At 45.4% G+C, this 26318-nt stretch carries 26 protein-coding genes and 9 tRNA genes; 29 read left to right on the top strand and 6 right to left on the bottom strand.

Features of this window, described 5'->3' with window-relative positions:
* Nucleotides 1-94: 94 nt before the first annotated feature.
* Complete coding sequence (locus R7093_RS09420) at nt 95-988, top strand: LysR family transcriptional regulator (protein ID WP_017633561.1); 894 nt, start codon at nt 95-97, stop codon at nt 986-988.
* 91 nt (nt 989-1079) lie between these two features.
* Here the strand turns inward: R7093_RS09420 and tkt are convergent, their stop codons facing one another.
* Nucleotides 1080-3074: a transketolase gene (gene tkt, locus R7093_RS09415; RefSeq protein WP_171346186.1), complete on the bottom strand. Its 1995-nt coding sequence runs from the start codon at nt 3072-3074 to the stop codon at nt 1080-1082.
* A 315-nt stretch (nt 3075-3389) separates the two neighbouring features.
* Between tkt and metK the strand changes: the two genes are divergently transcribed.
* The 8 genes from metK (at nt 3390) to ruvX (ending at nt 10118) form a co-directional block, all read left to right on the top strand.
* On the top strand, nt 3390-4544 hold the full coding sequence (gene metK, locus R7093_RS09410) for a methionine adenosyltransferase (RefSeq protein ID WP_005381027.1): 1155 nt from the start codon (nt 3390-3392) through the stop codon (nt 4542-4544).
* Nucleotides 4545-4946: 402 nt separating this feature from the next.
* Complete coding sequence (locus tag R7093_RS09405; RefSeq protein WP_005381026.1) at nt 4947-5744, top strand: DUF2189 domain-containing protein; 798 nt, start codon at nt 4947-4949, stop codon at nt 5742-5744.
* A 68-nt stretch (nt 5745-5812) separates the two neighbouring features.
* Nucleotides 5813-6310 (top strand): SprT family zinc-dependent metalloprotease, encoded by a 498-nt coding sequence (locus tag R7093_RS09400; protein WP_005381025.1) that lies wholly within the window; start codon nt 5813-5815, stop codon nt 6308-6310.
* 150 nt (nt 6311-6460) lie between these two features.
* Nucleotides 6461-7156 (top strand): deoxyribonuclease I, encoded by a 696-nt coding sequence (endA, locus tag R7093_RS09395; protein ID WP_053306786.1) that lies wholly within the window; start codon nt 6461-6463, stop codon nt 7154-7156.
* 113 nt (nt 7157-7269) lie between these two features.
* On the top strand, nt 7270-8001 hold the full coding sequence (rsmE, locus tag R7093_RS09390) for a 16S rRNA (uracil(1498)-N(3))-methyltransferase (protein WP_025768830.1): 732 nt from the start codon (nt 7270-7272) through the stop codon (nt 7999-8001).
* A gap of 13 nt (nt 8002-8014) precedes the next feature.
* Complete coding sequence (gshB, locus tag R7093_RS09385; RefSeq protein WP_318108914.1) at nt 8015-8965, top strand: glutathione synthase; 951 nt, start codon at nt 8015-8017, stop codon at nt 8963-8965.
* A gap of 128 nt (nt 8966-9093) precedes the next feature.
* Nucleotides 9094-9657, top strand: a complete 564-nt coding sequence (locus tag R7093_RS09380; RefSeq protein ID WP_005381020.1) for a YqgE/AlgH family protein — start codon at nt 9094-9096, stop codon at nt 9655-9657.
* Between the two features lie 35 nt (nt 9658-9692).
* Nucleotides 9693-10118: a Holliday junction resolvase RuvX gene (gene ruvX, locus R7093_RS09375; protein ID WP_005381017.1), complete on the top strand. Its 426-nt coding sequence runs from the start codon at nt 9693-9695 to the stop codon at nt 10116-10118.
* Between the two features lie 61 nt (nt 10119-10179).
* On the opposite strand, the gene R7093_RS09370 is transcribed toward ruvX, so the two are convergent.
* Nucleotides 10180-11286: a PilT/PilU family type 4a pilus ATPase gene (locus tag R7093_RS09370; protein ID WP_005381016.1), complete on the bottom strand. Its 1107-nt coding sequence runs from the start codon at nt 11284-11286 to the stop codon at nt 10180-10182.
* Nucleotides 11287-11316: 30 nt separating this feature from the next.
* Nucleotides 11317-12357: a type IV pilus twitching motility protein PilT gene (locus R7093_RS09365; protein ID WP_005381015.1), complete on the bottom strand. Its 1041-nt coding sequence runs from the start codon at nt 12355-12357 to the stop codon at nt 11317-11319.
* A 28-nt stretch (nt 12358-12385) separates the two neighbouring features.
* Between R7093_RS09365 and R7093_RS09360 the strand changes: the two genes are divergently transcribed.
* From R7093_RS09360 to hemW, 7 genes are all read left to right on the top strand, one after another.
* Complete coding sequence (locus tag R7093_RS09360) at nt 12386-13087, top strand: YggS family pyridoxal phosphate-dependent enzyme (protein ID WP_042521292.1); 702 nt, start codon at nt 12386-12388, stop codon at nt 13085-13087.
* 159 nt (nt 13088-13246) lie between these two features.
* Nucleotides 13247-14065, top strand: coding sequence for a pyrroline-5-carboxylate reductase (gene proC / locus R7093_RS09355; protein WP_005381013.1), 819 nt, complete (start codon nt 13247-13249; stop codon nt 14063-14065).
* A gap of 52 nt (nt 14066-14117) precedes the next feature.
* A complete protein-coding gene (locus tag R7093_RS09350) occupies nt 14118-14675 on the top strand; it encodes a YggT family protein (protein WP_005381012.1) in 558 nt (185 codons plus the stop codon).
* Nucleotides 14675-14965 (top strand): DUF167 family protein YggU, encoded by a 291-nt coding sequence (yggU, locus tag R7093_RS09345; RefSeq protein ID WP_005381011.1) that lies wholly within the window; start codon nt 14675-14677, stop codon nt 14963-14965. Before R7093_RS09350 ends, yggU begins: the two co-directional genes overlap by 1 nt.
* Before the next feature lie 128 nt (nt 14966-15093).
* Entirely contained in the window at nt 15094-15525 is a 432-nt protein-coding gene (locus R7093_RS09340; RefSeq protein WP_005381010.1) for a DUF4426 domain-containing protein, read from the top strand.
* 118 nt (nt 15526-15643) lie between these two features.
* A complete protein-coding gene (locus R7093_RS09335; protein WP_005381009.1) occupies nt 15644-16246 on the top strand; it encodes an XTP/dITP diphosphatase in 603 nt (200 codons plus the stop codon).
* A gap of 18 nt (nt 16247-16264) precedes the next feature.
* Nucleotides 16265-17443 (top strand): radical SAM family heme chaperone HemW, encoded by a 1179-nt coding sequence (gene hemW / locus R7093_RS09330; protein ID WP_005384511.1) that lies wholly within the window; start codon nt 16265-16267, stop codon nt 17441-17443.
* A gap of 90 nt (nt 17444-17533) precedes the next feature.
* Here the strand turns inward: hemW and glsB are convergent, their stop codons facing one another.
* The 3 genes from glsB to trmB form a co-directional block, all read right to left on the bottom strand.
* The gene (glsB, locus tag R7093_RS09325) at nt 17534-18454 is read right to left on the bottom strand and encodes a glutaminase B (RefSeq protein ID WP_005381007.1); all 921 of its coding nucleotides are present in this window, start codon (nt 18452-18454) and stop codon (nt 17534-17536) included.
* 98 nt (nt 18455-18552) lie between these two features.
* Nucleotides 18553-19581, bottom strand: coding sequence for a TRM11 family SAM-dependent methyltransferase (locus tag R7093_RS09320; RefSeq protein WP_005384509.1), 1029 nt, complete (start codon nt 19579-19581; stop codon nt 18553-18555).
* Between the two features lie 17 nt (nt 19582-19598).
* Entirely contained in the window at nt 19599-20318 is a 720-nt protein-coding gene (gene trmB / locus R7093_RS09315) for a tRNA (guanosine(46)-N7)-methyltransferase TrmB (protein ID WP_005384506.1), read from the bottom strand.
* Nucleotides 20319-20521: 203 nt separating this feature from the next.
* Here trmB and mutY point away from each other — a divergent pair, with 203 nt between their 5' ends.
* From mutY to R7093_RS09250, 13 genes are all read left to right on the top strand, one after another.
* The gene (mutY, locus tag R7093_RS09310; protein WP_025768825.1) at nt 20522-21598 is read left to right on the top strand and encodes an A/G-specific adenine glycosylase; all 1077 of its coding nucleotides are present in this window, start codon (nt 20522-20524) and stop codon (nt 21596-21598) included.
* Nucleotides 21599-21617: 19 nt separating this feature from the next.
* The gene (locus R7093_RS09305; RefSeq protein ID WP_005381002.1) at nt 21618-21890 is read left to right on the top strand and encodes an oxidative damage protection protein; all 273 of its coding nucleotides are present in this window, start codon (nt 21618-21620) and stop codon (nt 21888-21890) included.
* 77 nt (nt 21891-21967) lie between these two features.
* On the top strand, nt 21968-23107 hold the full coding sequence (gene mltC, locus R7093_RS09300) for a membrane-bound lytic murein transglycosylase MltC (RefSeq protein ID WP_005381001.1): 1140 nt from the start codon (nt 21968-21970) through the stop codon (nt 23105-23107).
* 100 nt (nt 23108-23207) lie between these two features.
* Nucleotides 23208-23283: transfer RNA gene (locus tag R7093_RS09295), tRNA-Phe, on the top strand.
* Between the two features lie 66 nt (nt 23284-23349).
* Nucleotides 23350-23425: transfer RNA gene (locus R7093_RS09290), tRNA-Thr, on the top strand.
* Nucleotides 23426-23432: 7 nt separating this feature from the next.
* Nucleotides 23433-23508, top strand: a tRNA-Phe gene (locus tag R7093_RS09285).
* Nucleotides 23509-23553: 45 nt separating this feature from the next.
* A tRNA-Asn gene (locus R7093_RS09280) sits at nt 23554-23629 on the top strand.
* Between the two features lie 71 nt (nt 23630-23700).
* Nucleotides 23701-23776 (top strand) — tRNA-Thr (locus R7093_RS09275).
* A gap of 7 nt (nt 23777-23783) precedes the next feature.
* Nucleotides 23784-23859, top strand: a tRNA-Phe gene (locus R7093_RS09270).
* Nucleotides 23860-23904: 45 nt separating this feature from the next.
* A tRNA-Asn gene (locus tag R7093_RS09265) sits at nt 23905-23980 on the top strand.
* Nucleotides 23981-24255: 275 nt separating this feature from the next.
* Entirely contained in the window at nt 24256-25881 is a 1626-nt protein-coding gene (locus R7093_RS09260; RefSeq protein ID WP_047104530.1) for a methyl-accepting chemotaxis protein, read from the top strand.
* A gap of 233 nt (nt 25882-26114) precedes the next feature.
* Nucleotides 26115-26190 (top strand) — tRNA-Phe (locus R7093_RS09255).
* 52 nt (nt 26191-26242) lie between these two features.
* Nucleotides 26243-26318, top strand: a tRNA-Thr gene (locus tag R7093_RS09250).

Raw genomic sequence — 26318 nt, 5'->3', positions numbered from 1 at the left:
ATTCACAAATAGAATGAGATGCATAGTGAGAGTTATGGAACGGTTCTTTCCATTTATGGAACTCGTACATAACGCAGTAAGGAGTAAAAGAAATATGCACGACTTAGCATCAATTAGAGCCTTTGATGCGCTCAATCAGCATAAAAGTTTGACAGCCGCTGCTAAAGCCCTTAATCAGCCAAAATCAACGCTAAGTCGTCGCTTGGCACAATTAGAAGAAGACTTCGGTCAGGCTCTAACCGCCAGACAAGGTAATCGATTAGTTCTGACAAGAGCTGGAGAGATCTTTGCCCACTACAGCCGCCAGATTCTTGAGTTAAGTGAAGAGAGTTATGATGCACTTCAAGGTTTAACGAACCAAGTTTCAGGGCCACTGCATATTGTTTGTCACACTGCCTTAGTTAGAAGCTGGCTCGGCGGCGTACTCAATCGTTTTCTTGCTGATAATCCCGATGTTAGAGTTCAACTTACCAGTGACTTTTCTGAGGCGCATCATGACCCAGATTTGTTCATCTGGCTCGGTGAACGTAAAGAGCTAGACTGGCGAAAAGAAGTGCTGGGGGTATTTCGCTATACGCCTTTTGCCTCTCCAAATTATCTAAAACAACATGGGCCTATACCGCACCCCAAAGAACTTGAAGCACATCCATGGATCGATTTTGGTTCAGTGCAAGAAAATGGATTGATGCTAGCACACCCTCAACACGGTGAGTTCTTTTTAGAACCCTTTGTTAGTCGCTTATACAGCGACAACATAGCAATGCAAATAGACAGTATCGCGAATGGTCATGGTATTGGACTGCTGCCGACTTGGACAGCATGCGGCTATGAGAAACATCACCCAGGGCGAATCACACCATGCTTAGAAGGTTGGCTTTCTGAGCCTATTTCCATTAACTGCTATACACCAGCAGGACGACCACCACTGCGCTTATCCGTACTTTTAGACTGCATTCACCAAAGCATTCCACAAGGTTGGAAAACCTGACAAAAATAAAAAGGCCATCATAATGATGGCCTTTCTAACTTTAGCATCTAACAGTTGTCGTTTACGTTCGACTGTTTAGATGGTCCTGCAATTACGCTAGCAATTCTTTAGCTGTGTTCACTACGTTTTCAGTCGTGAAGCCAAACATCTCGAATAGCTGACCAGCAGGTGCTGATTCACCGAATGTTGTCATACCGATGATGCGACCGTCGAAGCCTACGTACTTGTACCAGAAATCCGCAATGCCCGCTTCAATAGCGATACGTGCCGTTACGTCTGATGGCAGTACAGATTCACGGTAAGCAGCGTCTTGTTTGTCGAATGCGTCTGTTGATGGCATTGAAACAACGCGTACTTTCTTGCCTTCTGAAGTTAGTTGCTCAGCGGCTTTCACTGCAAGCTCAACCTCAGAACCTGTTGCGATAAGGATTAGCTCAGGCTTACCTTCGCTATCTTTCAGGATGTAAGCACCTTTCGCGATGTCTGCGACTTGTTCAGCAGTACGCTCTTGTTGCGCTAGGTTTTGACGAGAGAAGATAAGTGCAGTTGGTGCATCTTTACGTTCAATCGCTAGTTTCCATGCAACTGCAGACTCAACTTGGTCACATGGGCGCCATGTGCTCATGTTTGGAGTTACACGTAGAGACGCCATTTGCTCAACAGGTTGGTGAGTTGGGCCATCTTCGCCAAGACCGATCGAATCATGCGTGTAAACTTGGATGTTCTGAATTTTCATCAGCGCAGCCATACGCATTGCGTTACGAGCGTATTCCATGAACATTAGGAATGTTGCGCCGTAAGGAACGAAACCACCGTGCAATGCGATACCGTTGATGATAGCAGTCATACCGAATTCGCGTACACCGTAGTGGATGTAGTTGCCAGAGAAGTCCTCCGTTTCTAGAGACTTAGAACCAGACCACATGGTCAGGTTAGAAGGCGCTAGGTCAGCAGAACCACCCATAAACTCAGGAAGCATTTGACCAAACGCTTCTAGTGCATTTTGCGATGCTTTACGTGATGCAATGTTCGCTGGGTTTGCTTGAAGATCGGCAATGATTTGGTTCGCTTTTTCTTCCCATTGTGCAGGAAGTTCGCCGTTTAGACGACGTTTAAGCTCTGCCGCTTCAGCAGGGTAAGCTGCAGCGTATGCTTCGAATTTTTCATTCCAAGCTGCTTCTTTCGCGGCGCCCGCTTCTTTTGCATCCCACTCAGCGTAAACATCTGCCGGGATCTCAAATGGGCCGTACTCCCAACCTAGGTATTCGCGAGCCGCTTGGATTTCATCGTGACCTAGTGGTGCACCGTGACAGTCGTGCGAACCAGACTTGTTAGGAGAACCGAAACCGATAATTGTTTTGGTACAGATAAGCGTAGGACGTGGGTCCGCTTTTGCTGCTTCAATTGCTGCGTTGATCGCGTCTGAGTCGTGACCATCGACTGCTGGGATTACATGCCAGCCGTACGCTTCAAAACGCTTAGGTGTATCGTCAGAGAACCAACCATCAACGTGACCGTCGATAGAGATGCCGTTGTCATCCCAGAATGCAATCAGCTTGCCTAGACCAAGAGTACCTGCAAGAGAGCATGCTTCATGCGAGATGCCTTCCATTAGACAGCCGTCACCCATGAACACATACGTAAAGTGGTCAACGATATCGTGACCTTCTTTGTTGAACTGTGCCGCTAGTGCTTTCTCTGCGATCGCCATACCAACAGCGTTAGTGATGCCTTGACCTAGAGGACCCGTTGTTGTCTCGATACCAGGCGCGTAGCCGTACTCTGGGTGACCTGGGGTTTTTGAGTGCAATTGACGGAAGTTTTTCAGATCGTCAATAGATAGCTCGTAACCGCTTAAGTGCAGTAGAGAGTAAATAAGCATTGACCCATGACCGTTTGACAGCACAAAGCGATCGCGGTCGGCCCACTCTGGGTTTGAAGGGTTATGGTTTAGGTGAGAGCGCCAAAGAACTTCAGCGATATCAGCCATACCCATTGGTGCGCCTGGGTGGCCTGAGTTAGCTTGTTGAACACCATCCATGCTTAGAGCACGAATTGCATTGGCAAGATGTTTACGAGACGACATGTCTGCTCCTGAGTACATTAAGCGAAACGAAAAGTAGGTCATAATTCTCTCAAAGCCCTGTTGGGTGTGCAAACGTTTTCCAGTCCAAAACCTCACAAATATTGCACCTTTCGCGCCAAATCGTTCGAAGTTCTTAAAATTATCAATAAATCAGGCAAACGTTTGGTTATAACAAAAACCAAAAAAGAGCTTGTAATTCGAGCAATCAAATTTAGAATAGACGTCTAGATGTAGATACACCTACAAAAATTAGTATTAATTTGCGCTGGAGAGTTTATCATTCCCCAGTTTTAAACCAGATATAGTGGAGCTAACATGGCTAAGCACCTGTTTACTTCTGAGTCAGTATCAGAAGGTCATCCAGATAAAATTGCAGACCAGATTTCTGATGCGGTTCTTGACGCGATTCTAGAGCAAGATCCAAAGGCTCGTGTTGCATGTGAGACTTACGTTAAAACCGGTATGGTAATGGTGGGTGGTGAAATCACGACTTCAGCATGGGTAGACATCGAAGAGTTAACTCGTGAAACCGTTCGTGAAATCGGCTACGTACATTCAGATATGGGCTTTGACGCAGATTCTTGTGCGGTACTAAACACAATCGGTAAACAGTCGCCAGATATCAACCAAGGTGTTGATAAAGCTGACCCTAAAGAACAAGGTGCAGGCGACCAAGGCATCATGTTTGGTTACGCTTGTAACGAAACTGAAGTACTAATGCCAGCGCCAATTACTTACTCTCACCGTCTTGTTCAAAAGCAAGCAGAAGTTCGTAAAAACGGCACACTACCTTGGTTGCGTCCTGATGCAAAATCTCAGGTAACATTCCAATACGATCAAGGTAACATCGTTGGTATCGACGCGGTTGTTCTTTCAACTCAACACTGTGATTCAATCTCAACTTCAGACCTGCGTGAAGCGGTAATGGAAGAGATCATTAAGCCAGTGCTACCTTCTGAGTGGATCAACAAAGAAACAAACTTCTTCATTAATCCAACCGGTCGCTTCGTAATCGGTGGTCCTATGGGTGACTGTGGTCTAACTGGTCGTAAGATCATCGTAGATACCTACGGCGGCGCAGCTCGTCACGGTGGCGGTGCGTTTTCTGGTAAAGATCCATCAAAAGTTGACCGTAGTGCAGCATACGCAGCACGCTACGTAGCGAAAAACATCGTAGCCGCAGGCATGGCTGACCGTTGTGAGATCCAACTTTCTTACGCAATCGGTGTTGCTGATCCAACGTCTATCATGGTGGAAACGTTCGGTACTGAGAAAGTATCTCACGACATCATCATTGAAGCGGTTCGTCAATTCTTCGACCTACGTCCATACGGTCTACAAGAAATGCTTAACCTTCTTCAACCTATCTACAAAAAGACAGCGGCTTACGGTCACTTCGGTCGTGAAGAATTCCCGTGGGAAGCGACAGACAAAGCTGCACTTCTACGCGATTTCGCTGGCATCAAATAATCAAGCCAAGCAAGAATCAATCAAGCCCTCGCCTATGGTGGGGGCTTTTTATTTTCAGCAACTTTTATCTAGCCATTTCGGCTCATACCGCCCTGCCCCACAAAGCAGTCCTGTTTCTCCCTCATTTTTATACCGAATAAATTTTAAGCAATTATTTGTAAATTATCCCATCTCCGCCAATAGTTAAAATATTGTTAACTCCAATTTAAATAGAGACGTCGGATGCTGGCGACTGTGGAAGCAACACTTAAGTAAAGACATGAGTCAGGCATCTTTATGGCCGATACCAAACTAAGCCAATGCTCAGATGTAAACTTGAAAAAGTCGCTTCAAGTTTGACTGAACAAAAACCGCTGTCAGTTGGTATAAGCTGATAATGTGGGAATAAATCAAGGAGGAGTTATGCCTCGAACTGTTAATCCATCGGACTTCCACAACAAGCGAAAGGAAGTGCCAGACAACGAATACGCCAGAACCATACCGTGCAATACGGTCAATCTTTCTGCACCTTTTCATTGGCTCGCATTAGGTCTGCATGATTTCGTGCGAATGCCGCTTATTAGTGCTTTCTATGGCATCTGTTTTATGGCAGCAGCCATAGGCATTGTTTTGCTCGTACAGTGGCAAGGCACACACTTGGTCGTCATGCCCAGTTTGATTGTTTACATGTTAATCGGTCCGTTTCTCGCGCTCGGCTTGTATGATGCCAGTTGGGAGAGAGAGCGCGGACACAAAGCAAGCTTGTTCCATTCAATGAAAGCGATCGGTCGTAACTCAACATCTCAATGGGCGTTCGCCGTGTTACTCGCAGTGTGTATGATATTTTGGATGCGCATTGCCGCTCTACTTCATGCGCTCTACCCTTCTGTTCAAGGGGCACCTTTAAGTGAGTTTCTACCCTTCCTTGTCATCGGCTCTTTAGTTGGCTTTGTTTTGGCTTGTGTGGTGTTTAGTATTTCAGCCTTTTCTATTCCGCTCATGATGGAGCGTCGCGTAGACATGATGACCGCTGTATTTACCAGCTTTAATGCAGTGAAATCCAACATTCCAGCAATGATTGTTTGGGCAGCGATCATCTGTGGCGGTATTCTTATCGGCTTTGCGACCTACGGGATCGGAATGTTGTTTACCATGCCAATTCTAGGCTACGGTACATGGCACGCTTACCATGCCACCATCAAGAAAAAACACACACCATAATTAACTGATGCTATGATCTGGCCCTCGCAAATGCGGGGGCTTTTTTATTTGATTTATCGAGGTGAATTGTGGATATAGAACTCAGCTATAAAGCCAAGCAAGTGATGGCGGGCTGTATCGCGATGGCGGAACAAGCTTTCAAACGTTCTTTCCCAATTCCAACAATCACCTTCGACGTCCGTGGGAAAGCGGCAGGAAAAGCCTACCTTCAATTAAATCAAGTACGCCTAAACCCTGTTTTATTTCGCGAGAACACCCAAGCATTCTTAGATGAAGTCATTCCTCATGAAGTAGCACACCTGATTACTTATCAGGTTTACGGGCGAGTTAGGCCTCACGGCAAAGAATGGAAAGGCGTCATGGAAGCCGTATTTAACGTACCAGCCAAAACCACTCACAGCTTTGAAGTAAAATCCGTTCAAGGTAAAACCTTTGAGTATCGTTGTGGTTGTATGACCTACCCTCTATCGATTCGCCGTCATAATAAAGTGCTGCGCAAAGAGGCGACGTACTCTTGTCAAAAATGCCGCCAACCACTTAACTTCACCGGCATTCAATTATCGTAGCCCTTACCTCATAGTGTTACTTGCGTTCCCAAAATAAAGATCGAGTTGATCAAAACCTTCCCTTCGCCACTTATTGTTAACTTACTCATCACTAAAGCTATTTTATGCGTGTTATCATGAATAAAGTCATACTTTATAAAGACTTTTATCATGAAATACTTACTCTCTCTGTTGCTTATCGCGCTTTCTAGCACTGCGATTGCCGCGCCACCGAGCTCATTCTCAGCTGCCAAACGTGAGGCGGTCAAAATTTATCAAGACCATCCAACAAGCTTCTACTGTGGCTGTAACATTCAATGGCAAGGCAAGAAAGGCTTACCCGATTTAGCCTCTTGCGGCTACCAAGTCCGTAAACAAGAAAAACGGGCTGCACGAATCGAATGGGAGCACGTGGTTCCTGCGTGGCAATTTGGCCACCAGCGTCAATGCTGGCAAGATGGCGGACGTAAAAACTGTAAGAAAAAAGACAAAACTTTTCGTTTGATGGAAGCAGACTTGCACAACCTAACTCCTGCTATTGGTGAAGTAAACGGTGACCGTTCGAACTACAACTTCAGCCAATGGAACGGTATGGATGGCGTGAGTTATGGTCGCTGTGAGATGCAAGTGAACTTTAAGCAGCGTAAAGTCATGCCACCAGACCGTGCGCGTGGCTCAATTGCTCGTACCTATCTATACATGAGCAAAGAGTACGGTTTCAAACTGTCGAAGCAGCAAACGCAATTAATGAGTGCTTGGAACAAAACCTATCCTGTCGATAAATGGGAATGTGAGCGTGACGAGCGCATTGCAAAAGTACAGGGCAATCACAACCCATTTGTTCAAGAAGCCTGCCGCGCACTGTAACCTCCGACCTCGAAGCGTTTCAATTACTGATATTGAAACGCTTCTTGCCCCTTGTTTTTTCGGTGCAAAGCATCCATGTTAGGGTTTAAGTTTATTCTCTTGCTGGAAATCTCATGCGTACCCCTCGAATTTATCATCCAGAAACCATTCATCAACTTGGCTCACTTGCTTTAAGTGACGACGCAGCAGGCCATATCGGTCGTGTTTTGCGCATGAAAGAAGGCCAAGACGTTCTCCTTTTTGACGGCAGTGGCGCAGAGTTCCCAGCGGTTATCAGTGAAGTCAGCAAGAAATCAGTTTTGGTTAACATCACCGAGCGCGTAGAAAACAGTATTGAATCCCCTTTAGATCTGCACCTTGGTCAAGTCATTTCACGTGGCGATAAGATGGAGTTCACCATCCAAAAGTCTGTTGAACTTGGCGTCAATACCATCACTCCTCTGATTTCTGAACGTTGTGGTGTCAAGCTTGACCAAAAGCGTTTTGAGAAAAAACTCGCGCAATGGCAGAAAATCGCCATCAGTGCCTGTGAGCAATGTGGGCGTAATGTCGTGCCCGAAATTCGTCCAATTATGAGCTTGGAAGAGTGGTGTAAAGAAGAGTACGATGGTTTAAAGCTTAACCTTCACCCTCGTGCTAAATACTCAATCAACACTTTGCCAACCCCGGTTGAAAAAGTGCGCCTACTGATCGGTCCTGAAGGCGGTTTATCGTCTGAAGAAATCGAGATGACTCGAGAATACCAATTTGAAGAAACGCTACTCGGCCCTCGCGTTCTGCGTACCGAAACAGCGGCTCTGACAGCAATTACAGCCTTACAAGTTCGTTTCGGCGATCTTGGTTAAACGGAGAAAAATAATGATCAAACTCGGTATCGTAATGGACCCAATTTCGTCCATTAACATCAAAAAAGACTCTAGCTTTGCCATGATGCTTGAAGCGCAACGACGCGGCTATGAAATCCACTACATGGAAATGAATGATCTACATCTCGATCAAGGCGTTGCCATTGCAGATACTAAAGTGGTAGAACTAAAAGAAGATCCAAACGGTTGGTACGAGTTCAAATCAGAGCAAACTATCGAACTGTCTGAGCTAGACGCGGTGCTAATGCGTAAAGACCCTCCGTTTGATACTGAATACATCTACGCGACTTACATCCTTGAGCGTGCAGAAGAACAAGGTGCACTGATCGTTAACAAGCCTCAAAGCTTACGTGATTGTAACGAAAAGCTGTTTACAGCATGGTTCCCAGAGCTGACACCTACAACGATCGTGACGCGAAAAGCAGAAAAAATTAAAGAATTTCGTGAAAAACATGGTGATGTCATCCTGAAACCGCTTGATGGTATGGGTGGCGCGTCCATCTTCCGTGTGAAGGAAAACGATCCAAACGTCTCTGTGATCATCGAGACATTGACTAACCACGGTCAAAACTACGCAATGGCACAAACCTTCGTGCCAGACATCAGCAACGGTGACAAACGTATCCTAGTAGTAGATGGCGAACCTATGCCTTACTGTCTAGCACGCATTCCTGCTAAAGGCGAAACGCGCGGCAACCTAGCCGCTGGTGGTACTGGTGAAGCTCGTCCGCTAAGCGAAACCGACCTCAAAATTGCGCAAACCGTTGCTCCGACACTGAAAGAAAAAGGCCTTATCTTTGTTGGCATTGACGTAATTGGCGACAAGCTAACAGAAATCAACGTCACCAGCCCAACCTGTATTCGCGAAATTGAAGCAGCTTTTGATATCTCAATCACAGGCAAGCTGATGGATGCGATTGAGCGTCGAGTAAAAGGCGAATAACTCAAACTGTATTACAGTTAATAGAGAGCGTAGTACATTAACTTAAGCAAACTCATGCACATACCTAGATGGTAAACTGTATGATGTTTGCTTAAGGACATTTACGAGAGTTAAGGGTCAGTATGAGTATGAATCTCACAAATCACTTTTTGGTTGCCATGCCTGGGATGAAAGATCCGTACTTTCAAAACAGCGTGATCTACGTTTGTGAGCACAACGAAGACGGCGCTATGGGGCTGATGATCAATGCTCCTGTTGATATCACCGTCGGCAACATGCTCAAGCAGGTGGAAGTTCAGCCAGTACACCCGCGCCTATTTGAAGCCAGTCTAGATAGACCAGTTTACAATGGCGGCCCAATCTCGGAAGATCGTGGCTTTATTTTGCATAAACCCAAAGATTACTACGAGTCCAGCGTCCAAATGACCGATGACCTCGCGGTAACCACTTCGCGTGATATTCTGTCGGTGTTAGGAACAGAAGCAGAACCAAGTGATTACTTAGTGGCACTTGGCTACTCCGGTTGGAGTGCAGGCCAATTAGAAAGTGAGCTGGTCGAAAACTCTTGGCTCACCATTGAAGCGACGCCTGAAATTATCTTTAATACACCAATCAACGAGCGTTGGAAGAAAGCGGTCGAAAAGCTGGGCATCGACCCAAGTCACCTTTCAGCAGACTCTGGACATGCTTAGTCCAAATATACAGTTACATTAGATAGAGACACCTTATGTCACGCACAATTATGGCTTTTGACTTTGGAACCAAAAGCATTGGTAGCGCTATTGGCCAAGAAATTACTGGTACAGCTTCCCCATTAAAAGCCTTTAAAGCCAATGACGGTATTCCAAACTGGGACGATATCGAAAAGCAAATCAAAGAGTGGCAACCAGATTTGCTAGTGGTCGGTTTACCGACCGATCTGCATGGTAAAGACCTTGAGACCATAACCCCTCGTGCACGAAAATTTGCTAAGCGTCTGCAAGGCCGATACGGATTGCCAGTTGAACTGCATGATGAGCGTTTATCTACAGCAGAAGCTCGTGCGGAGTTGTTCAGCATGGGCGGCTACAAAGCCCTATCGAAAGGTAATGTTGACTGCCAGTCAGCGGTGGTGATTCTAGAAAGCTGGTTTGAAGCCCTTTGGGGTGAGTAAACACTTCAAGCACAATGAAAAAAGGTTGGCTCCTGCCAACCTTTTTTGTTTCTGGATTGGATTAATCCATATCGATCTTAACGTTCGCCAAACTGCCCGTAGAGAATGCTTCACCACGCTGCGTTTTCAACATCAAGCGCAGATCATTTGCCGAGTCGGCACTATGTAGTGCATCCTCTTCGCTGATCTTACCTTGCATCACTAACTTATAAAGAGATTGATCGAACGTCAGCATACCAAACTCATTTGAGCGAGCCATGGTTGACTTCAACTCATGTAAATCTCCGCGACGAATCAAATCCGACACACGTGGGCTATTTAGCAAGATCTCAAATACACCATGACGTCCCTGCCCATTTTTATCTCGGATCAGCTGCTGACCAACCACGCCTTTCAGATTCATCGACAAGTCGAACAAGAATTGTTCTTTTTGATCTTTCGGTACCAAGTGAAGAATGCGCTCTAAAGCTTGGTTTGCATTGTTGGCGTGCAACGTTGCCATACACAGGTGACCCGTTTCGGCGAAGGTCATCGCGTATTCCATTGTTTCACGGCTACGGATCTCACCAATCAAAATCATATCTGGTGCTTGGCGCAGCGAGTTTTTAAGCGCAACTTCATAGCTTTCCGTATCTAACCCAACTTCACGTTGAGTCACGATACAGCGCTTGTGTTCATGCACGAACTCGATCGGATCTTCGACCGTCAAAATGTGCCCGGTTTTATTACTGTTTCGATAGCCTGTCATCGCCGCCATAGTGGTCGATTTACCCGAACCAGTAGCACCGACCACCAGCACCAAACCACGCTTAGCTATCGCCAAATCTTGCAACACTAACGGTAACTTTAACTGCTCAAAAGTAGGAATATTAGTTTCAATACGACGAATCACTGCGCCTGGTAACTCGCGTTGAAAAAAGGCACTCACACGGAAGCGACCACAATCTCTCACAATGGCAAAATTCGACTCGCGACTTTTACGAAATTCCTGACGCCGATCTGGTTCCATAGCGCTGTCGAGTAATGCAGCCACATCGCTCTCGGTGAGTTTTTCCCCTTGCGGACGCAATTCGCCATCCACACGAAATAGAATTGGCGCTCCAACCGTGATGTAAAGATCCGACGCTTTCAGCGCCAGCATGCCTTCGAGAAATTTATCTAGATCCATCTTCCGTATTCACCATTATCTGTATGAACGTTACGAGAATTGCTGCACTTCTAATCCGATCTTACTATCGACCTCTTCACGAGCAACCATGCCTTGCGCCATTAACTGACGAGCATTTTGCTCCATGGTTTGCATGCCGTGAGCCGCACCTGTTTGAATGATCGAATACATCTGCGCGACTTTGTCTTCGCGGATCAAGTTGCGAATCGCAGGCGTTGCCATCATAATTTCATGGCATGCAATACGGCCACCACCATTACGCTTCAGAAGCTTTTGCGCGATAACCGAACGAAGGGACTCAGATAGCATCGAGCGAACCATATCTTTATCACTACCAGGAAACACATCGATAATACGGTCAATGGTTTTTGCCGCCGAGCTGGTGTGCAACGTCCCGAAAACTAAGTGACCCGTTTCTGCCGCCGTTAAGGCAAGGCTGATGGTTTCTTTGTCACGCATCTCACCAACCAGAATAACGTCTGGGTCTTCGCGCAATGCGCTGCGCAGTGCGTTTTGGAAACTATGGGTGTCACGGTGAACTTCACGCTGGTTAATCAAACATTTATTGTTGTTGTGAACAAATTCAATCGGATCTTCAATTGTGAGTACGTGCTTGTTGTGATTACGGTTAATGTAGTCAACAATGGCTGCTAAGGTCGTCGATTTACCTGAACCTGTTGGGCCAGTGACCAGAACTAAGCCTTTTTCAGCGTTCGCAATTTTTTTGAAGATCTCTGGCGCTTCTAGCTCTTCCAGAGTTGGAATGCTACTTGGAATGGTACGGAATACTGCCGCACAACCGCGAGATTGGTTGAAAGCGTTGACACGGAAACGGCCAACGTTATGCAACTCAAAAGAGAAATCGACTTCGAGTTTTTCTTCGAACTCACTGCGCTGGGCATCGTTCATGATTTCGAAAACCAAACGATGCACTTCTTGGTGTGTAAACGCTGGAATGCCTAGTTTTCTTACATCCCCATCAATACGAACCATTGGTGGGACACCTGCAGAAAGATGTAGATCCGAGGCATTATGTTTTACACTAAAATCCAGTAACTCAGTGATATCCATTTAAAATCCTTAAGTCTAAAGTACAGCTATGAGTAGTATTCAACAAAATATTGAACATATCACCTCTCAAATTCGATATGACGAGCAAAAATGTGGTCGAACTCCAGAGTCAGTGCAACTTCTAGCGGTAAGCAAAACTAAACCTGTCGAGGCAATTCTCGAAGCCTACCAAGCGGGACAAACCGCCTTTGGTGAAAACTACGTTCAAGAGGGCGTCAGTAAAGTTCAGCACTTTGCCGAGCATTATCCAGATAATCGAATCGAATGGCACTTCATTGGCCCGATTCAATCGAATAAATCGCGACTTGTTGCTGAACATTTCGATTGGGTTCACACCATCGATCGAACCAAGATTGCTCAACGCCTGAATGATCAGCGGCCAAGCGAACTTAAACCGCTACAAGTTCTGATTCAGGTTAACACCAGTGGTGAGGTATCTAAATCTGGCGTCACTGAAGCGGAAGTATTCGAGCTGGCGGAGTTGATTTCTCGCCTACCCAACCTCACTTTAAGAGGGTTGATGTCGATTCCTGCCAACGTGTCTGACTACGAATCACAACTCCGTGAATTTCAGAAGTTGGCTACGTTGAAGCAAACACTCGAAGCACAGTTCCCAGAAATCGATACATTATCAATGGGAATGAGTGGTGATATGACCGCTGCAATCGAAGCTGGTAGTACAATGGTTCGTATTGGAACCGCTATTTTCGGCGCACGAGACTACAGCTAAATCAACAAAACGCTCACTCGCGACATAAGTTATGTCGTCAATCGTTAGAGCGTAAATGCGCAATCATCTTACTCGCCAATAGGAGCAGTAAGTAACAGCGGCGCCATTATACACCTGGGCGCACAACAAATTCTAAATATCATGATGGAAATCAGACAAATGGAACATAAAAAAATCGCCTTCATTGGTGCTGGCAACATGGTGAGAGCCATTGTTTCAGGCTTGGTTGCTAACGGATACCCAGCGCAAAACATTACCGCGACAGCTCCTTCAGAGGCTCGCCGCCTTCTGCTAGAACAAGATTTTGGCATCCGTACCACCAGCGATAACATCCAAGCTGCGACCGAGGCGGATGTGGTGGTATTGTCTGTAAAACCGCAAATGATGGCTGATGTCTGTAAACCACTGCAATCGATCGATTTCACTAATAAACTGGTGATTTCTATTGCCGCAGGCATCAACTGTTCTCGATTGGATGATATGCTAGCCACCAAATTGAACTTGGTTCGTGTTATGCCAAATACGCCATCACAACTTGGGTTGGGTATGAGTGGGTTATTCGCACCAACTCATGTAACCGAGCACGACAAAGCTTTTGCCGCAGAGTTAATGGAAGCGGTCGGTAAAGTATGTTGGGTTGAGCAAGAGTCAGGTATCAATAATGTGATTGCCGCAGCGGGCAGTGCTCCAGCATACTTCTTCCTGTTTATGGAAGCGATGCAAGCAGAAGCGATTGCGCAAGGCTTTGATAAAGAGACCGCTCGACTATTGGTTCAGCAAGCTGCACTGGGCGCGGCTAGTATGGTGGTTAGCAACCCAGAAACTGAGCTATCGACCCTGCGTGAGAACGTAACATCGAAAGGTGGGACAACGGCAGAAGCACTGCGTACATTCAACGAACATCAACTTTCAGATATTGTCGCTAAAGCCATGCAAGCGGCTGTGGCTCGCGCGGAAGAAATGGAAAAACTGTTTTAATTATTTGGATGAACTCCGTTTAGTATCATCCATCACTTGTTAAGGGTACCTTATGAATTCAATGAGTTTTCTCATCTCAACCCTATTTGACCTGTACATCATGGTCGTAATTTTGCGAATTTGGTTGCAAGCTGCGCGCGCAGACTTCTACAACCCATTCTCGCAATTCATAGTAAAAGCGACTCAGCCGGTCATTGGTCCATTGCGCCGCGTTATCCCTTCCGTGGGGAATATTGACCTAGCAACCGTGTTGTTTGCCTACGTGTTGTGTGTGCTTAAATTTGTCGTGCTTATCCTAATAGCTTCGAACGGTTCCGTCTCTTTCAGCGCTGACTTCTTATTCTTGGGCTTACTATCATTAATCAAAGCCGCAGGTGGCCTATTGTTCTGGGTACTATTGATCCGTGCAATTTTGAGCTGGGTAAGCCAAGGCCGCAGCCCTATCGAGTACGTATTCCATCAACTGACCGAGCCAATGTGCGCTCCAATCCGTCGTATTCTTCCGGCTATTGGTGGTCTTGATTTAAGCGTACTGGTGTTATTTATCGGCTTGCAGTTCGCGAACTTCTTAATGGGCGATATCATTGGTCCAATTTGGTTCCAGCTATAATGTCAGCTGCAGTTTGGCAAGATGGTGAGGACATCATCCTGAAGCTCTATATTCAACCTAAAGCTAGCCGCGATAAAATCGTTGGCTTGCATGGTGAAGAGCTAAAAATCGCCATTACTGCTCCACCTGTCGATGGCAAAGCTAATGCACACCTAACTAAGTTCTTAGCCAAGCAGTTTAAAATCGCTAAGGGTTTGGTTCACATAGAAAAAGGTGAATTAGGACGGCACAAACAAATTCGGATAGAATCGCCTACCCAGATACCGACAGAAATTAAAGCCATCATATGATGGCTTTTTATTTACGATTTTGTACCACACTTACTAATACCAACGACTGAGTACGCATTTTTTACCCCCTGACCAAGGTAAAATTGCAGCTATGGTTGTTTTATAACAAGTGCTTTGAGGAAGTAACAATGAGCAAATGGATTACCGCATTACTGATTAGCCTGTTGTCGTTACCAAGCTTCGCCGATCAGTTTAAAAATATGAAAGATATCGAAGTACACTATGTCGCGTTTAACTCAACATTCCTAACACCCAAAGTCGCACGTAGCTACGATATCAAACGTAATGGATACCTCGCTGTGGTTAATATTAGCGTGTTAGATAGAGCTTCATTGGGTAAACCAGCATTAGAAGCAAAAATTGCTGGACGCGCGAAGAACCTTATCGGCCAAACTCAGACCTTGACCTTTCGTGAAGTCAAAGAAGGCAATGCGATATACTATTTAGCCGAACTACCAATTACCCACGAAGAAACTTTTACTTTCGATATTGACGTAAAAGCTGGAAACAAAGGCTCAGGTAAGCTTAAATTCACCCAGAAGTTTTATGTTGAAGAGTAATTGGGTTGTGATGTTCCAAAAGCTTTTGGATCTTAGCAGGCTAAAAACCACTTATTAGTTAAAGAATATCTAGAGGAGAACGATTTGTTCTCCTCTATCACTATTAAAAGAGATTCCCATGAAAAAAATTGTGCTAGCAACTGGTAACCAAGGCAAAGTTCGTGAAATGGCAGATTTATTGTCTGACTTCGGCTTTGAAGTATTAGCGCAAAGTGAATTCAATGTATCGGAAGTAGCTGAAACGGGTACAACTTTCATTGAAAACGCAATCATTAAAGCTCGCCATGCCGCACAAGAAACAGGGCTTCCTGCCATTGCAGACGACTCTGGATTAGAAGTCGATTTCTTAAAAGGCGCTCCGGGCATTTACTCTGCACGTTACGCAGGCGAGAGCGCATCTGATCAAGAGAATCTAGAAAAATTGCTAGCGGCAATGGAAGGCGTACCAGAAGCAGAGCGTACAGCACGTTTCCACTGCGTATTAGTCCTCATGCGTCACGAGAACGACCCAACGCCTATCGTCTGTCACGGTAAATGGGAAGGCCGAATTCTAACTGAAGCTCACGGTGAAAATGGCTTTGGCTACGACCCTATCTTCTTTGTTCCTGAAGACAACTGTGCGTCAGCCGAACTTGAACCTGCACGTAAGAAACAACTGTCTCACCGCGGTAAAGCGCTCAAGTCGTTGTTTGCTCAACTGTCTGAGCAAGTGTCTCAGTAATCACGAGCGAATTAGACCATGTTAACGCCCCCAGCACTCAGCTTGTATGTACACATCCCTTGGTGTGTGCAAAAGTGCCCGTATTGCGACTTTAACTCTCACGCGCTCAAAACCGAGATTCCAGAAGAAGAGTACATCAGTGCCCTTTTAGAAGATTTGGATACCGACATTGAGAAATACCGACTTAACGAAGCGCCACGTCCACTGCATTCAATCTTCATTGGTGGTGGTACGCCGAGTTTGATTTCGGCAGAAGGCATCGAGCGTCTACTTAAGGGCATTGAAGCGCGTATTCCGTTCAAGCCTGAAATCGAAATCACCATGGAAGCGAATCCAGGCACCATCGAAGCAGAGCGTTTTGTTGGCTACCGCAAAGCTGGTGTAACGCGTATCTCTATCGGCGTACAAAGCTTTGAGCAGCAGAAGCTTGAGCGTTTGGGGCGCATTCACGGCCAAGACGAAGCCGTCAATGCTGCTAAGCTGGCGCACCAAATCGGTTTGAACAGCTTTAACCTCGATCTCATGCACGGCTTACCTGATCAAAGCATCGAACAAGCCTTGGCAGATTTGGACAAAGCGATTGAGTTGGCACCGCCGCACTTGTCTTGGTATCAGCTGACCATCGAACCAAACACCATGTTCTACTACAAGCCACCAACGCTACCTGACGATGATGACTTGTGGGATATTTTCGAGCTCGGACACCAAAAACTTGCAGCCGCGGGTTATGTGCAATATGAAATCTCCGGTTACAGTAAGCCGGGCTATCAGTGTCAGCACAACCTCAACTACTGGCGCTTTGGTGATTACCTTGGTATCGGTTGTGGCTCTCATGGCAAACTCAGTTTTACCGACGGACGTATTATTCGAACGACAAAGGTAAAACACCCGCGAGGCTATTTAGCGGCTTATCAAAATATGGTCAAACCTTATCTGCATACGGAACATGTCGTCGCGGATGAAGATCGTCCATTCGAGTTCTTTATGAACCGATTCCGCTTAATTGAAGCCTGTCCGAAGCAAGATTACGTGGACACCACGGGCTTACCGCTTAGTACGATTCAAGAAACCATCAACTGGGCGATAGAAATGGGCTACCTGAGTGAAACGCCTACCCACTGGCAAATTACTGAAAAAGGGAAGCTCTTCCTTAATGATTTGCTCGAAGCCTTTATGGCCGAAGAAAGCGAAGAGTAACGCAACCCAAAAACAAAAAAAGCCTCTCAATTGAGAGGCTTTTTATTTAGAAACTGTGCCGTCCTAAATAAGGTTGACACATTTCTAACATTAGAAAATTGAACGGCCAATTCGCTCTGAGAGCAGCTCAAGCGCCTTAGTACCCGCAAGCGAGTTACCTGAAGGATCAAGCTCTGGAGACCATACTGAAATGGTCATTTCACCAGGTACTACCGCGATAATGCCACCACCAACACCAGACTTACCAGGCATACCAACGCGATAAGCAAACTCGCCCGCGCCATCATACAAGCCACACGTTGCTAACAGTGCATTAAGTTGTTTGGTTTGCACAGGAGAAACTACAGGCTTACCCGTTTGTACCGATGTGCCCTTGTTTGCTAAATAGCTAAACGTTTTAGCCAAATCGACGCAACTCATCTTCAGCGCACAAGCGTGGAAGTAGTTTTGTAGTACTGGAATCACTTCATTTTCGAAGTTGCCAAACGAACGCATGAGATATGCAATCGCCGCATTACGATCACCATGCATCATTTCGGATGCCGCAACGACTTTGTCATACACAATATGGGTATCACCAGAAAGCTGACGCACAAATTCCAACAGGCGCTGACGAGGTGCAGATAAGCGAGTTTGTAACAAATCTGCCACTACTATCGCTCCAGCATTTATAAATGGATTACGAGGAATACCTTGCTCCATTTCTAGCTGGATTAGCGAATTAAATGCCTGCCCCGAAGGCTCTTTTCCCACTCGAGACCAAATTTCTTCTTGCTTGTACAAGCACATCGCTAACGTCAAGCTCAATGCTTTTGAAATAGATTGGATAGAGAAAGGTTCATCGGCATCACCCGCCTTAATAACCTCACCTTCGTTGGTGTATACCGCAATACCTAACTTGTTGCTGGGTACTTTTGCCAGAGCAGGAATGTAATCAGCCACTTTACCTTGGCCGATTAAAGGGCGTACTTCCGCCAAAATATCTGTCAAAATTTCCACTGTCGGTTTCATTCTCTACCTTCTATTTACAAGAGAACTCGTTGAGCTCAGAGGTAAAAAAAGCCAACGTGTCGTTGGCTTTTCCATAGGGTTCGTTCGACTCAAGTCGATTATGGTTTTACTGCCACAATAATATTGCGGTTGATAGATTGATCAACACGGTGAAGATAACCGATGTAAGGCTCTTCTGAAAGTACCTTCCAACCTTGCTCTTCAAATAATGCCGCGACATCTTTCCATTTCAATGTGAATTCATTGAAAGACAACACCACTGAACCTTGCTTTTTCAATACCACTTTCCATGCAGGCAGAGCCTCTTTTAAAAGCTCTAGTGGACTACGGTTCAGTTTGCTGTCCTTGGCATTTTTGCTGCCGTGCTGCACGCCATAAGGCAGATCAGACACCATCACATCAACTGAGTTCTTTTTCACGACTTGATCAGCGATACGAGTATCAGCCGAATACAGCTTCATAAACTGAAGATTGCCTTGGTTGTAATCTTCTTTATTTGCTGCAGCTTCAACCACGAAACCATCCGCCACTTTCTTGCCACCCGCAGTGCGCTTTTCTTTGCTCACTTTGTGCTTAAAGCGGCCATTCTTCATGAACTTAACAATAAAGGTCTGGATCTCTTGCACCCACTTGGCGTTGATCTCAACCCCTACCACGTTCAAACCGTGGATCAAGCCTTCAAATAAGGTTGTACCTTTACCACACATTGGATCCATTAAGGTCAGTTGTTCACTTCCCGTATTGGACGCACTAATGCCGATATTCACCATCAAACGGGTAAACTGCTCATTTGTTTTCCCGGTGTAGCGCAAAATCTGGCTCATGCTTTCCGGGAAAGTGTTAAATACGGGCGCTTGAACTGGTCGAAGTAAACCATCTTCGCGCACTTCAAATAGCGCATAGTAAATCGAAGAGGCTGCGATTCTTCGCGCCTGCTCATCGGTTAGCGCTTCCTGACAAGAAAACACCAACGCAGCAGGTAAGCCAACGTCTTTACTACCAATTTCTGTCACATCCACGCCTTGTGAAGCTAAAATTGCTTTTAGTTCAGAACAGGCAATGGTCATTGCGCTATCAAAGTAAATTCGGTTATGACCCGGATTCGCTAATATCGCGTAATGGTACATCCCATGAACTCCTCTGGTTACGCAATACGCTTATATTTGATATCCCAAACACCGTGACCAAGACGGTGACCACGAGCTTCAAACTTCGTTAGCGGGCGATCGTCTGGACGAGGAACGAAATCACCATCTTTAGCAATGTTTTCGAAACCTGGCGCTTGGTTCATCACTTCAATCATGTGCTCTGCGTAGTTTTCCCAGTCGGTCGCCATGTGGAAAATACCTTCATTAGGGATAAGCTTCTCACGCACCATTTCCGCAAAACCTAATTGAACAATACGACGCTTGTGGTGACGCTTCTTATGCCAAGGGTCTGGGAAGAACAATTGCAGTGTCGATAAGCTGCCATTTGGGATCATGTGTTCGAATACTTCTACCGCATCGTGACACATTACACGCAGGTTAGTAATTCCCGCTTCGCGAGCATCGGCAAGACAAGCACCAACGCCTGGGCTATGAACTTCGATACCGATGAAGTTTTTCTCTGGCGCGTTCTTTGCCATTTCAACCAATGAAGCACCCATACCAAAACCGATCTCAAGCACTACTGGGTTATCGTTGCCAAACACCTCTTTCCAATCGAGAAGTTCAGCTTTGAAGTCAATACCCATCGTAGGCCAGCATTCATTCATCGCGCTCTCTTGACCTTTAGTCAAACGCCCTTCACGGCGTACAAAGCTGCGGATTTTGCGGATCAGCTTTCCGTCTTCGTTGTATTCGTTAGTGGTTACTTCACTCATTGATTTTGCCTGCACATTGATTAATCAAAGCGGGGATTATCCAAAGAATTTACTTAGGTGCAAGTATTTGTTGAGCTCTTGGTCTATGGCAACCCAAAAGCAACGACACACCTCTTTATATCCCTACTGTTTATCCGTTGTACTTCTTGCCCATTATGTGGTGCAATTTTGCACCTAACCAATAATAGAATACAGAGCAAGTCGTGACACCTTTCGCCAGTGCCATCCTAGAATGGTATGACGCATATGGAAGAAAAGATCTTCCGTGGCAACAAAATAAGACCGCATACAGTGTCTGGTTGTCTGAAATTATGCTTCAGCAAACTCAGGTCACTACGGTTATTCCGTATTACCAACGTTTTTTGGAGCGCTTTCCAACCGTGATCGATCTTGCCAATGCTGAGCAAGATGAAGTCCTACACCTTTGGACTGGCTTAGGGTATTACGCCCGAGCCCGTAACCTTCACAAAGCAGCACAAGAGGTCGCCTCTACATACAATGGTGAGTTTCCTCTTGATATAGAGAAAATGAACGCCCTACCGGGGATTGGTCGCTCTACTGCTGCCGCCATTTTATCGTCTGTGTATAAACAACCACACGCGATTCTTGATGGTAACGTGAAGCGCACCCTATCCCGCTGTTTCGCAGTCGAAGGATGGCCAGGACAAAAAAAGGTTGAAAACCAGCTGTGGGAAATTGCCGAAACGCATACCCCACAAACGGATGTAGATAAGTATAACCAGGCAATGATGGACATGGGCGCAATGGTCTGCACTCGCAGCAAACCCAAATGTAGCCTCTGCCCTGTTGCTGATCTGTGTGTGGCAAAGCAACAAGGTAATGTGCTCGACTACCCGGGCAAAAAACCGAAGAAAGATAAGCCAATCAAGCAAACTCGTTTCGTGATGCTTCACCACAACACCGAAAATGGTCATGAGGTGTGGTTGGAGCAAAGACCACAAACAGGCATTTGGGGTGGCTTATTCTGCTTCCCACAAACCGAACATGTGGATGCAGAAAGCGACATTGAATTGCTACTGGATCAACGCGGCATTCAAGCCAGCAATATCAAACAGAAGCAAACACTGATTACCTTTCGTCATACATTCAGCCATTACCACCTAGATATCACGCCAATTTTGTTTGATTTATCAAAGCAACCGGACGTGATAATGGAAGGCAACAAAGGTCTTTGGTATAACTTATCTAAACCTGAAGAAGTCGGTTTAGCCGCGCCAGTAAAACTATTGCTGGAAACGCTACCCCACGAACTTCGTTAATTGAATACAAGGAGTCATTATGAGCCGCACTGTATTTTGTGCTCGACTAAAGAAAGAAGGCGAAGGTCTAGACTTTCAACTTTACCCTGGTGAACTAGGTAAACGCATTTTCGACAACATCTCGAAAGAAGCGTGGGCTCAGTGGCAACACAAACAAACCATGTTGATCAACGAGAAGAAACTCAACATGATGGATCCAGAACACCGCAAACTGATCGAAACAGAAATGGTAAATTTCCTCTTCGAAGGAAAAGACGTTCATATCGAAGGTTACACACCGCCGAGCGAATAAAGTCGCTTGAGTTAAACAATGACATCACAACCATTTGTGGTGTCATTTTTCTATTACCTTCAATAACTCTGATACTTATGAAAAAAATTGTCTTTATTGCTGCCGCACTTTTAATGGCAGGCTGTAGCCGTGAATTCGTCGAAAAGATTTATGACGTCAACTACGAGCCAACAAACCGTTTTGCCAATAACTTAGCTGAGCTACCAGGACAATTTGAAAAAGATACTGCGGCGCTAGATGCCTTAATCAATAGCTTTTCAGGCAATATTCAAAAGCGCTGGGGTAAAAAAGAAATCAAGTACGCTGGCAAGAGTAATTACGTTAAGTACATCGATAACTACCTTAGCCGCGCCGAGGTCGACTTTCGCAAAGGCGTGATCACGATAGAGACCGTATCACCGACAGAGCCCCAAAAACACCTAAAAGACGCGATTGTCACCACCTTATTAACACCAGACGATCCCGCTCACGTCGACTTATTCTCCTCTAAAGGTATCACGTTAGAGGGGCAACCATTCCTGTATAAACAAGTTGTCGACCAAGACAATAAGCCAATTCAATGGTCTTGGCGGGCAAACCGATTTGCGGAATACCTCATCGCAAATAAAATAAAAACCAAAAATGTAGATTTCAAGAAAGCGTATTACGTCGAAATTCCCATGGTTGAAGACCACTTTTCAACTCGCAGCTACCAATACGCCGATATCGTGCGTCGAGCTTCCAAGAAATACGACATTCCAGAAGACTTGATATACGCCATTATTAAAACCGAGAGCAGTTTCAACCCATACGCGGTAAGTTGGGCAAATGCATATGGCCTAATGCAAGTTGTACCTAAAACAGCGGGACGAGATGTGTTCAAACTCGTGAAAAAGCGCTCGGGCCAACCAAGCCCTGAATATTTGTTTAATCCAGAAAACAACATAGATACTGGTACTGCGTATTTCTATATCTTAAAAAATCGTTATTTAAGAGAAGTCCGCCACCCTACCTCTCTCGAGTACAGCATGATTTCAGCTTACAATGGCGGTACTGGAGGAGTTTTAAACACATTTCATCGCAGTGATCGCAAACGCGCAATGCAAGATCTTAATTCATTGCAACCCAACCAAGTTTATTGGGCGTTAACCAAGAAACACCCGAACGCAGAAGCGCGTCGCTACCTAGAAAAAGTTACAAATTTCAAAAAGGAATTTAACTCGAAGCAAACTTTGTAGTGACAGTTGAATAAAAAGCGTTCGAACAACCACTTTTTTGAAATTATTTAAAAAAAGTGGTTGACGCAACGCGGGAAAATCCGTTTAATAGCGCTCCGTTGCCCGGATAGCTCAGTCGGTAGAGCAGAGGATTGAAAATCCTCGTGTCGGTGGTTCGATTCCGCCTCCGGGCACCACAATTTGATTTGTTGGTGTCTTAACGAAATGTTATAACACGGACAAAAGCACAAAGAATAAAGTGTGCCGACTTAGCTCAGTAGGTAGAGCAACTGACTTGTAATCAGTAGGTCACCAGTTCGATTCCGGTAGTCGGCACCATTCTTTTGCCTCGATAGCTCAGTCGGTAGAGCAGAGGATTGAAAATCCTCGTGTCGGTGGTTCGATTCCGCCTCGAGGCACCATATTTGGTGCACTTGCTTCATAAGCAAGACACAAAAAAGAATAGTTCCTCCTTAGCTCAGTTGGTAGAGCGACGGACTGTTAATCCGCAGGTCGCTGGTTCGAGCCCAGCAGGAGGAGCCAATTTCTAGAATCTTACTTAAGTGAGATTTTAAAAACTGAAGAGATAATCTCTTCTAGAAAGAATACAGTGTGCCGACTTAGCTCAGTAGGTAGAGCAACTGACTTGTAATCAGTAGGTCACCAGTTCGATTCCGGTAGTCGGCACCATTCTTTTGCCTCGATAGCTCAGTCGGTAGAGCAGAGGATTGAAAATCCTCGTGTCGGTGGTTCGATTCCGCCTCGAGGCACCATATTTGGTGCACTTGCTTCATAAGCAAGACACAAAAAAGAATAATTCCTCCTTAGCTCAGTCGGTAGAGCGACGGACTGTTAATCCGCAGGTCGCTGGTTCGAGCCCAGCAGGAGGAGCCACTTTTAAAGCCGCATCACTTGATGCGGCTTTTTTGTATCTGCTTTATACGTCATTTCTCACTTTCCCATTTATCTGCACTTCATTTCTAAACATCAGCGAACATTAAATCCTTTCTTCAAAAACACTTATTTCACGCTAAAAATTTAATCCTCATCGTAATTTCAATACGCATTAGTATCCGAGCATATTTATCTTCACTAAGATGCCCGAGTTATTACATTTCTTCTTTTAGCTATGCCTTGCATAGTGATAACACTTTATTTGTGAGCTAAATATGAAACTAAAAACTCAAGCCTATTTATTATCTGCGATCATATTGCTAGCTCTCCTAGCTCTGACCGCAACGGGCTTATGGACACTTCGCGTCGCAAGTAACCTTGATAACAAAGCTCGAGTTACTGAGCTATTTAAAAGTGCGTACAGCATACTTACCGAAGTAGAAAAGATGGCTATCGAAGGCAAAATGCCGGAAGACGAAGCGAAAGCATTAGCCACTCGCCTACTTCGTAACAATATCTACAAAGACAACGAATACGTTTATGTCGCAGATGAAAATATGATGTTCATCGCCGCACCACTAGACCCTCAACTGCACGGAACCAGCTTCCATGACTTTAGAGATGGCAGTGGTAATAGCGTAGGCCAACTCATTCTAGATGTATTGGGGCACAAAACAGGTCAGATCGTTGAATATACCTGGAGCCAAAAACAAGCAGATGGCAGCATTGAAGAAAAACACTCGATAGCAGAAAAAACACCACACTGGGGCTGGGTTGTCGGTACAGGTATTGGCTTTAATGAAGTTAACGCACGTTTTTGGTCGACAGCACAATGGCAGCTTGCGCTGTGTCTGATTATCGCGGGAAGTATTCTAAGTGGCCTGATCATTTCGATTCGCAAAATGCTTAATCTACTTGGAGGAGAGCCTAACGACGTGCGCAAAGCAGTTCAAGCTGTCGCTCAAGGAGACATTCAGACCAGTTTTGATACTGTGGCACCGAGAGGAAGTATCTATCGTGCCGTGCAAGATATGAGTCAATCACTAGCTACTATGGTGACAAACCTAGAGAAGTCTATGCATGCACTGCGCGCAGAGTTGTTTGCCGTAGAGGCTCGATCAAATACGATTGCCGATCTTACCGTATCTCAGCAGCAATCAACGGCGATGATTGCCACTGCGATGACTGAAATGGCATCTTCAGCCAACCATGTTGCCAATTCAGCAAGCGACACCGCAAACAATACGGACGAGGCAGACAAACAAAGCCAACATACTCAGAAACTCATTCATAACACGGTTAAAAACATTCAAGGTTTAGCTTCTCAATTAAATACTGCGAGTAAAGCGGTCGCCGATCTAGATCAGGATGTAAATAATATTGTAAAAGTGCTCGATGTGATTGGTGATATCGCAGAGCAAACAAACCTATTGGCACTCAATGCAGCCATTGAAGCAGCACGTGCTGGAGAACAAGGCCGAGGCTTCGCAGTCGTTGCTGATGAGGTACGCAACCTAGCAGGACGCACACAAGACAGCACAAAAGAGATTCAGTATATGATCTCCAATCTGCAAGAAGGCTCTCGCAATGCCATTCACACAATGGAAATATGTGCAGAAACCAGTGAAAGCACTGTTACAGAGTCTAAGAATGCCTCTGAAGCTCTACAGCAAATTGTAACGGCGTTAGAATCTATCACCACAATGAGCCAGCAGATCGCTACTGCTGCCGCTGAGCAGACGCAGGTTAGCGATGATATTGCGCTACGCATAAACCTTATCGATGAAAGCGGAGGCCAACTAAACTCTGTCGTAACCGAGAGTCAATCAAGTACTCAAAGTTTAGCTTCACTAGCGAATGAGCTAGAAGGTTGGGTAAACAAGTTCTCAGTAAAGCACTAGTTTAAAGTCAATTGTTCAATAAAAAGCACGTTTTCAGACGTGCTTTTTTGTTTTTATCGCCTTTATTTTGCAAGTGAATACACTATCAATGTTAAAACATCGCTTAAAGCATGGCGCATTGCTGCTAAAAACGCATAAAAACAGCCCACTCCGAGCACAAATTCATCAAACGATATTTTATTTTAATTTTATTGTTGACCTGAAAGCCGAAAAGCCTTTTAATACACCTCGTCGCCCGGATAGCTCAGTCGGTAGAGCAGAGGATTGAAAATCCTCGTGTCGGTGGTTCGATTCCGCCTCCGGGCACCACAATTTATTAATTGTTGGTGCTTAGCACGAACAATGTTAAAGAATAAAATGTGCCGACTTAGCTCAGTAGGTAGAGCAACTGACTTGTAATCAGTAGGTCACCAGTTCGATTCCGGTAGTCGGCACCA

The sequence above is a fragment of the Vibrio sp. 1580 genome (assembly GCF_033340055.1).
Note: the sequence above shows the minus strand (reverse complement) of the source record. Positions and strands in the feature narration are given on the sequence as shown.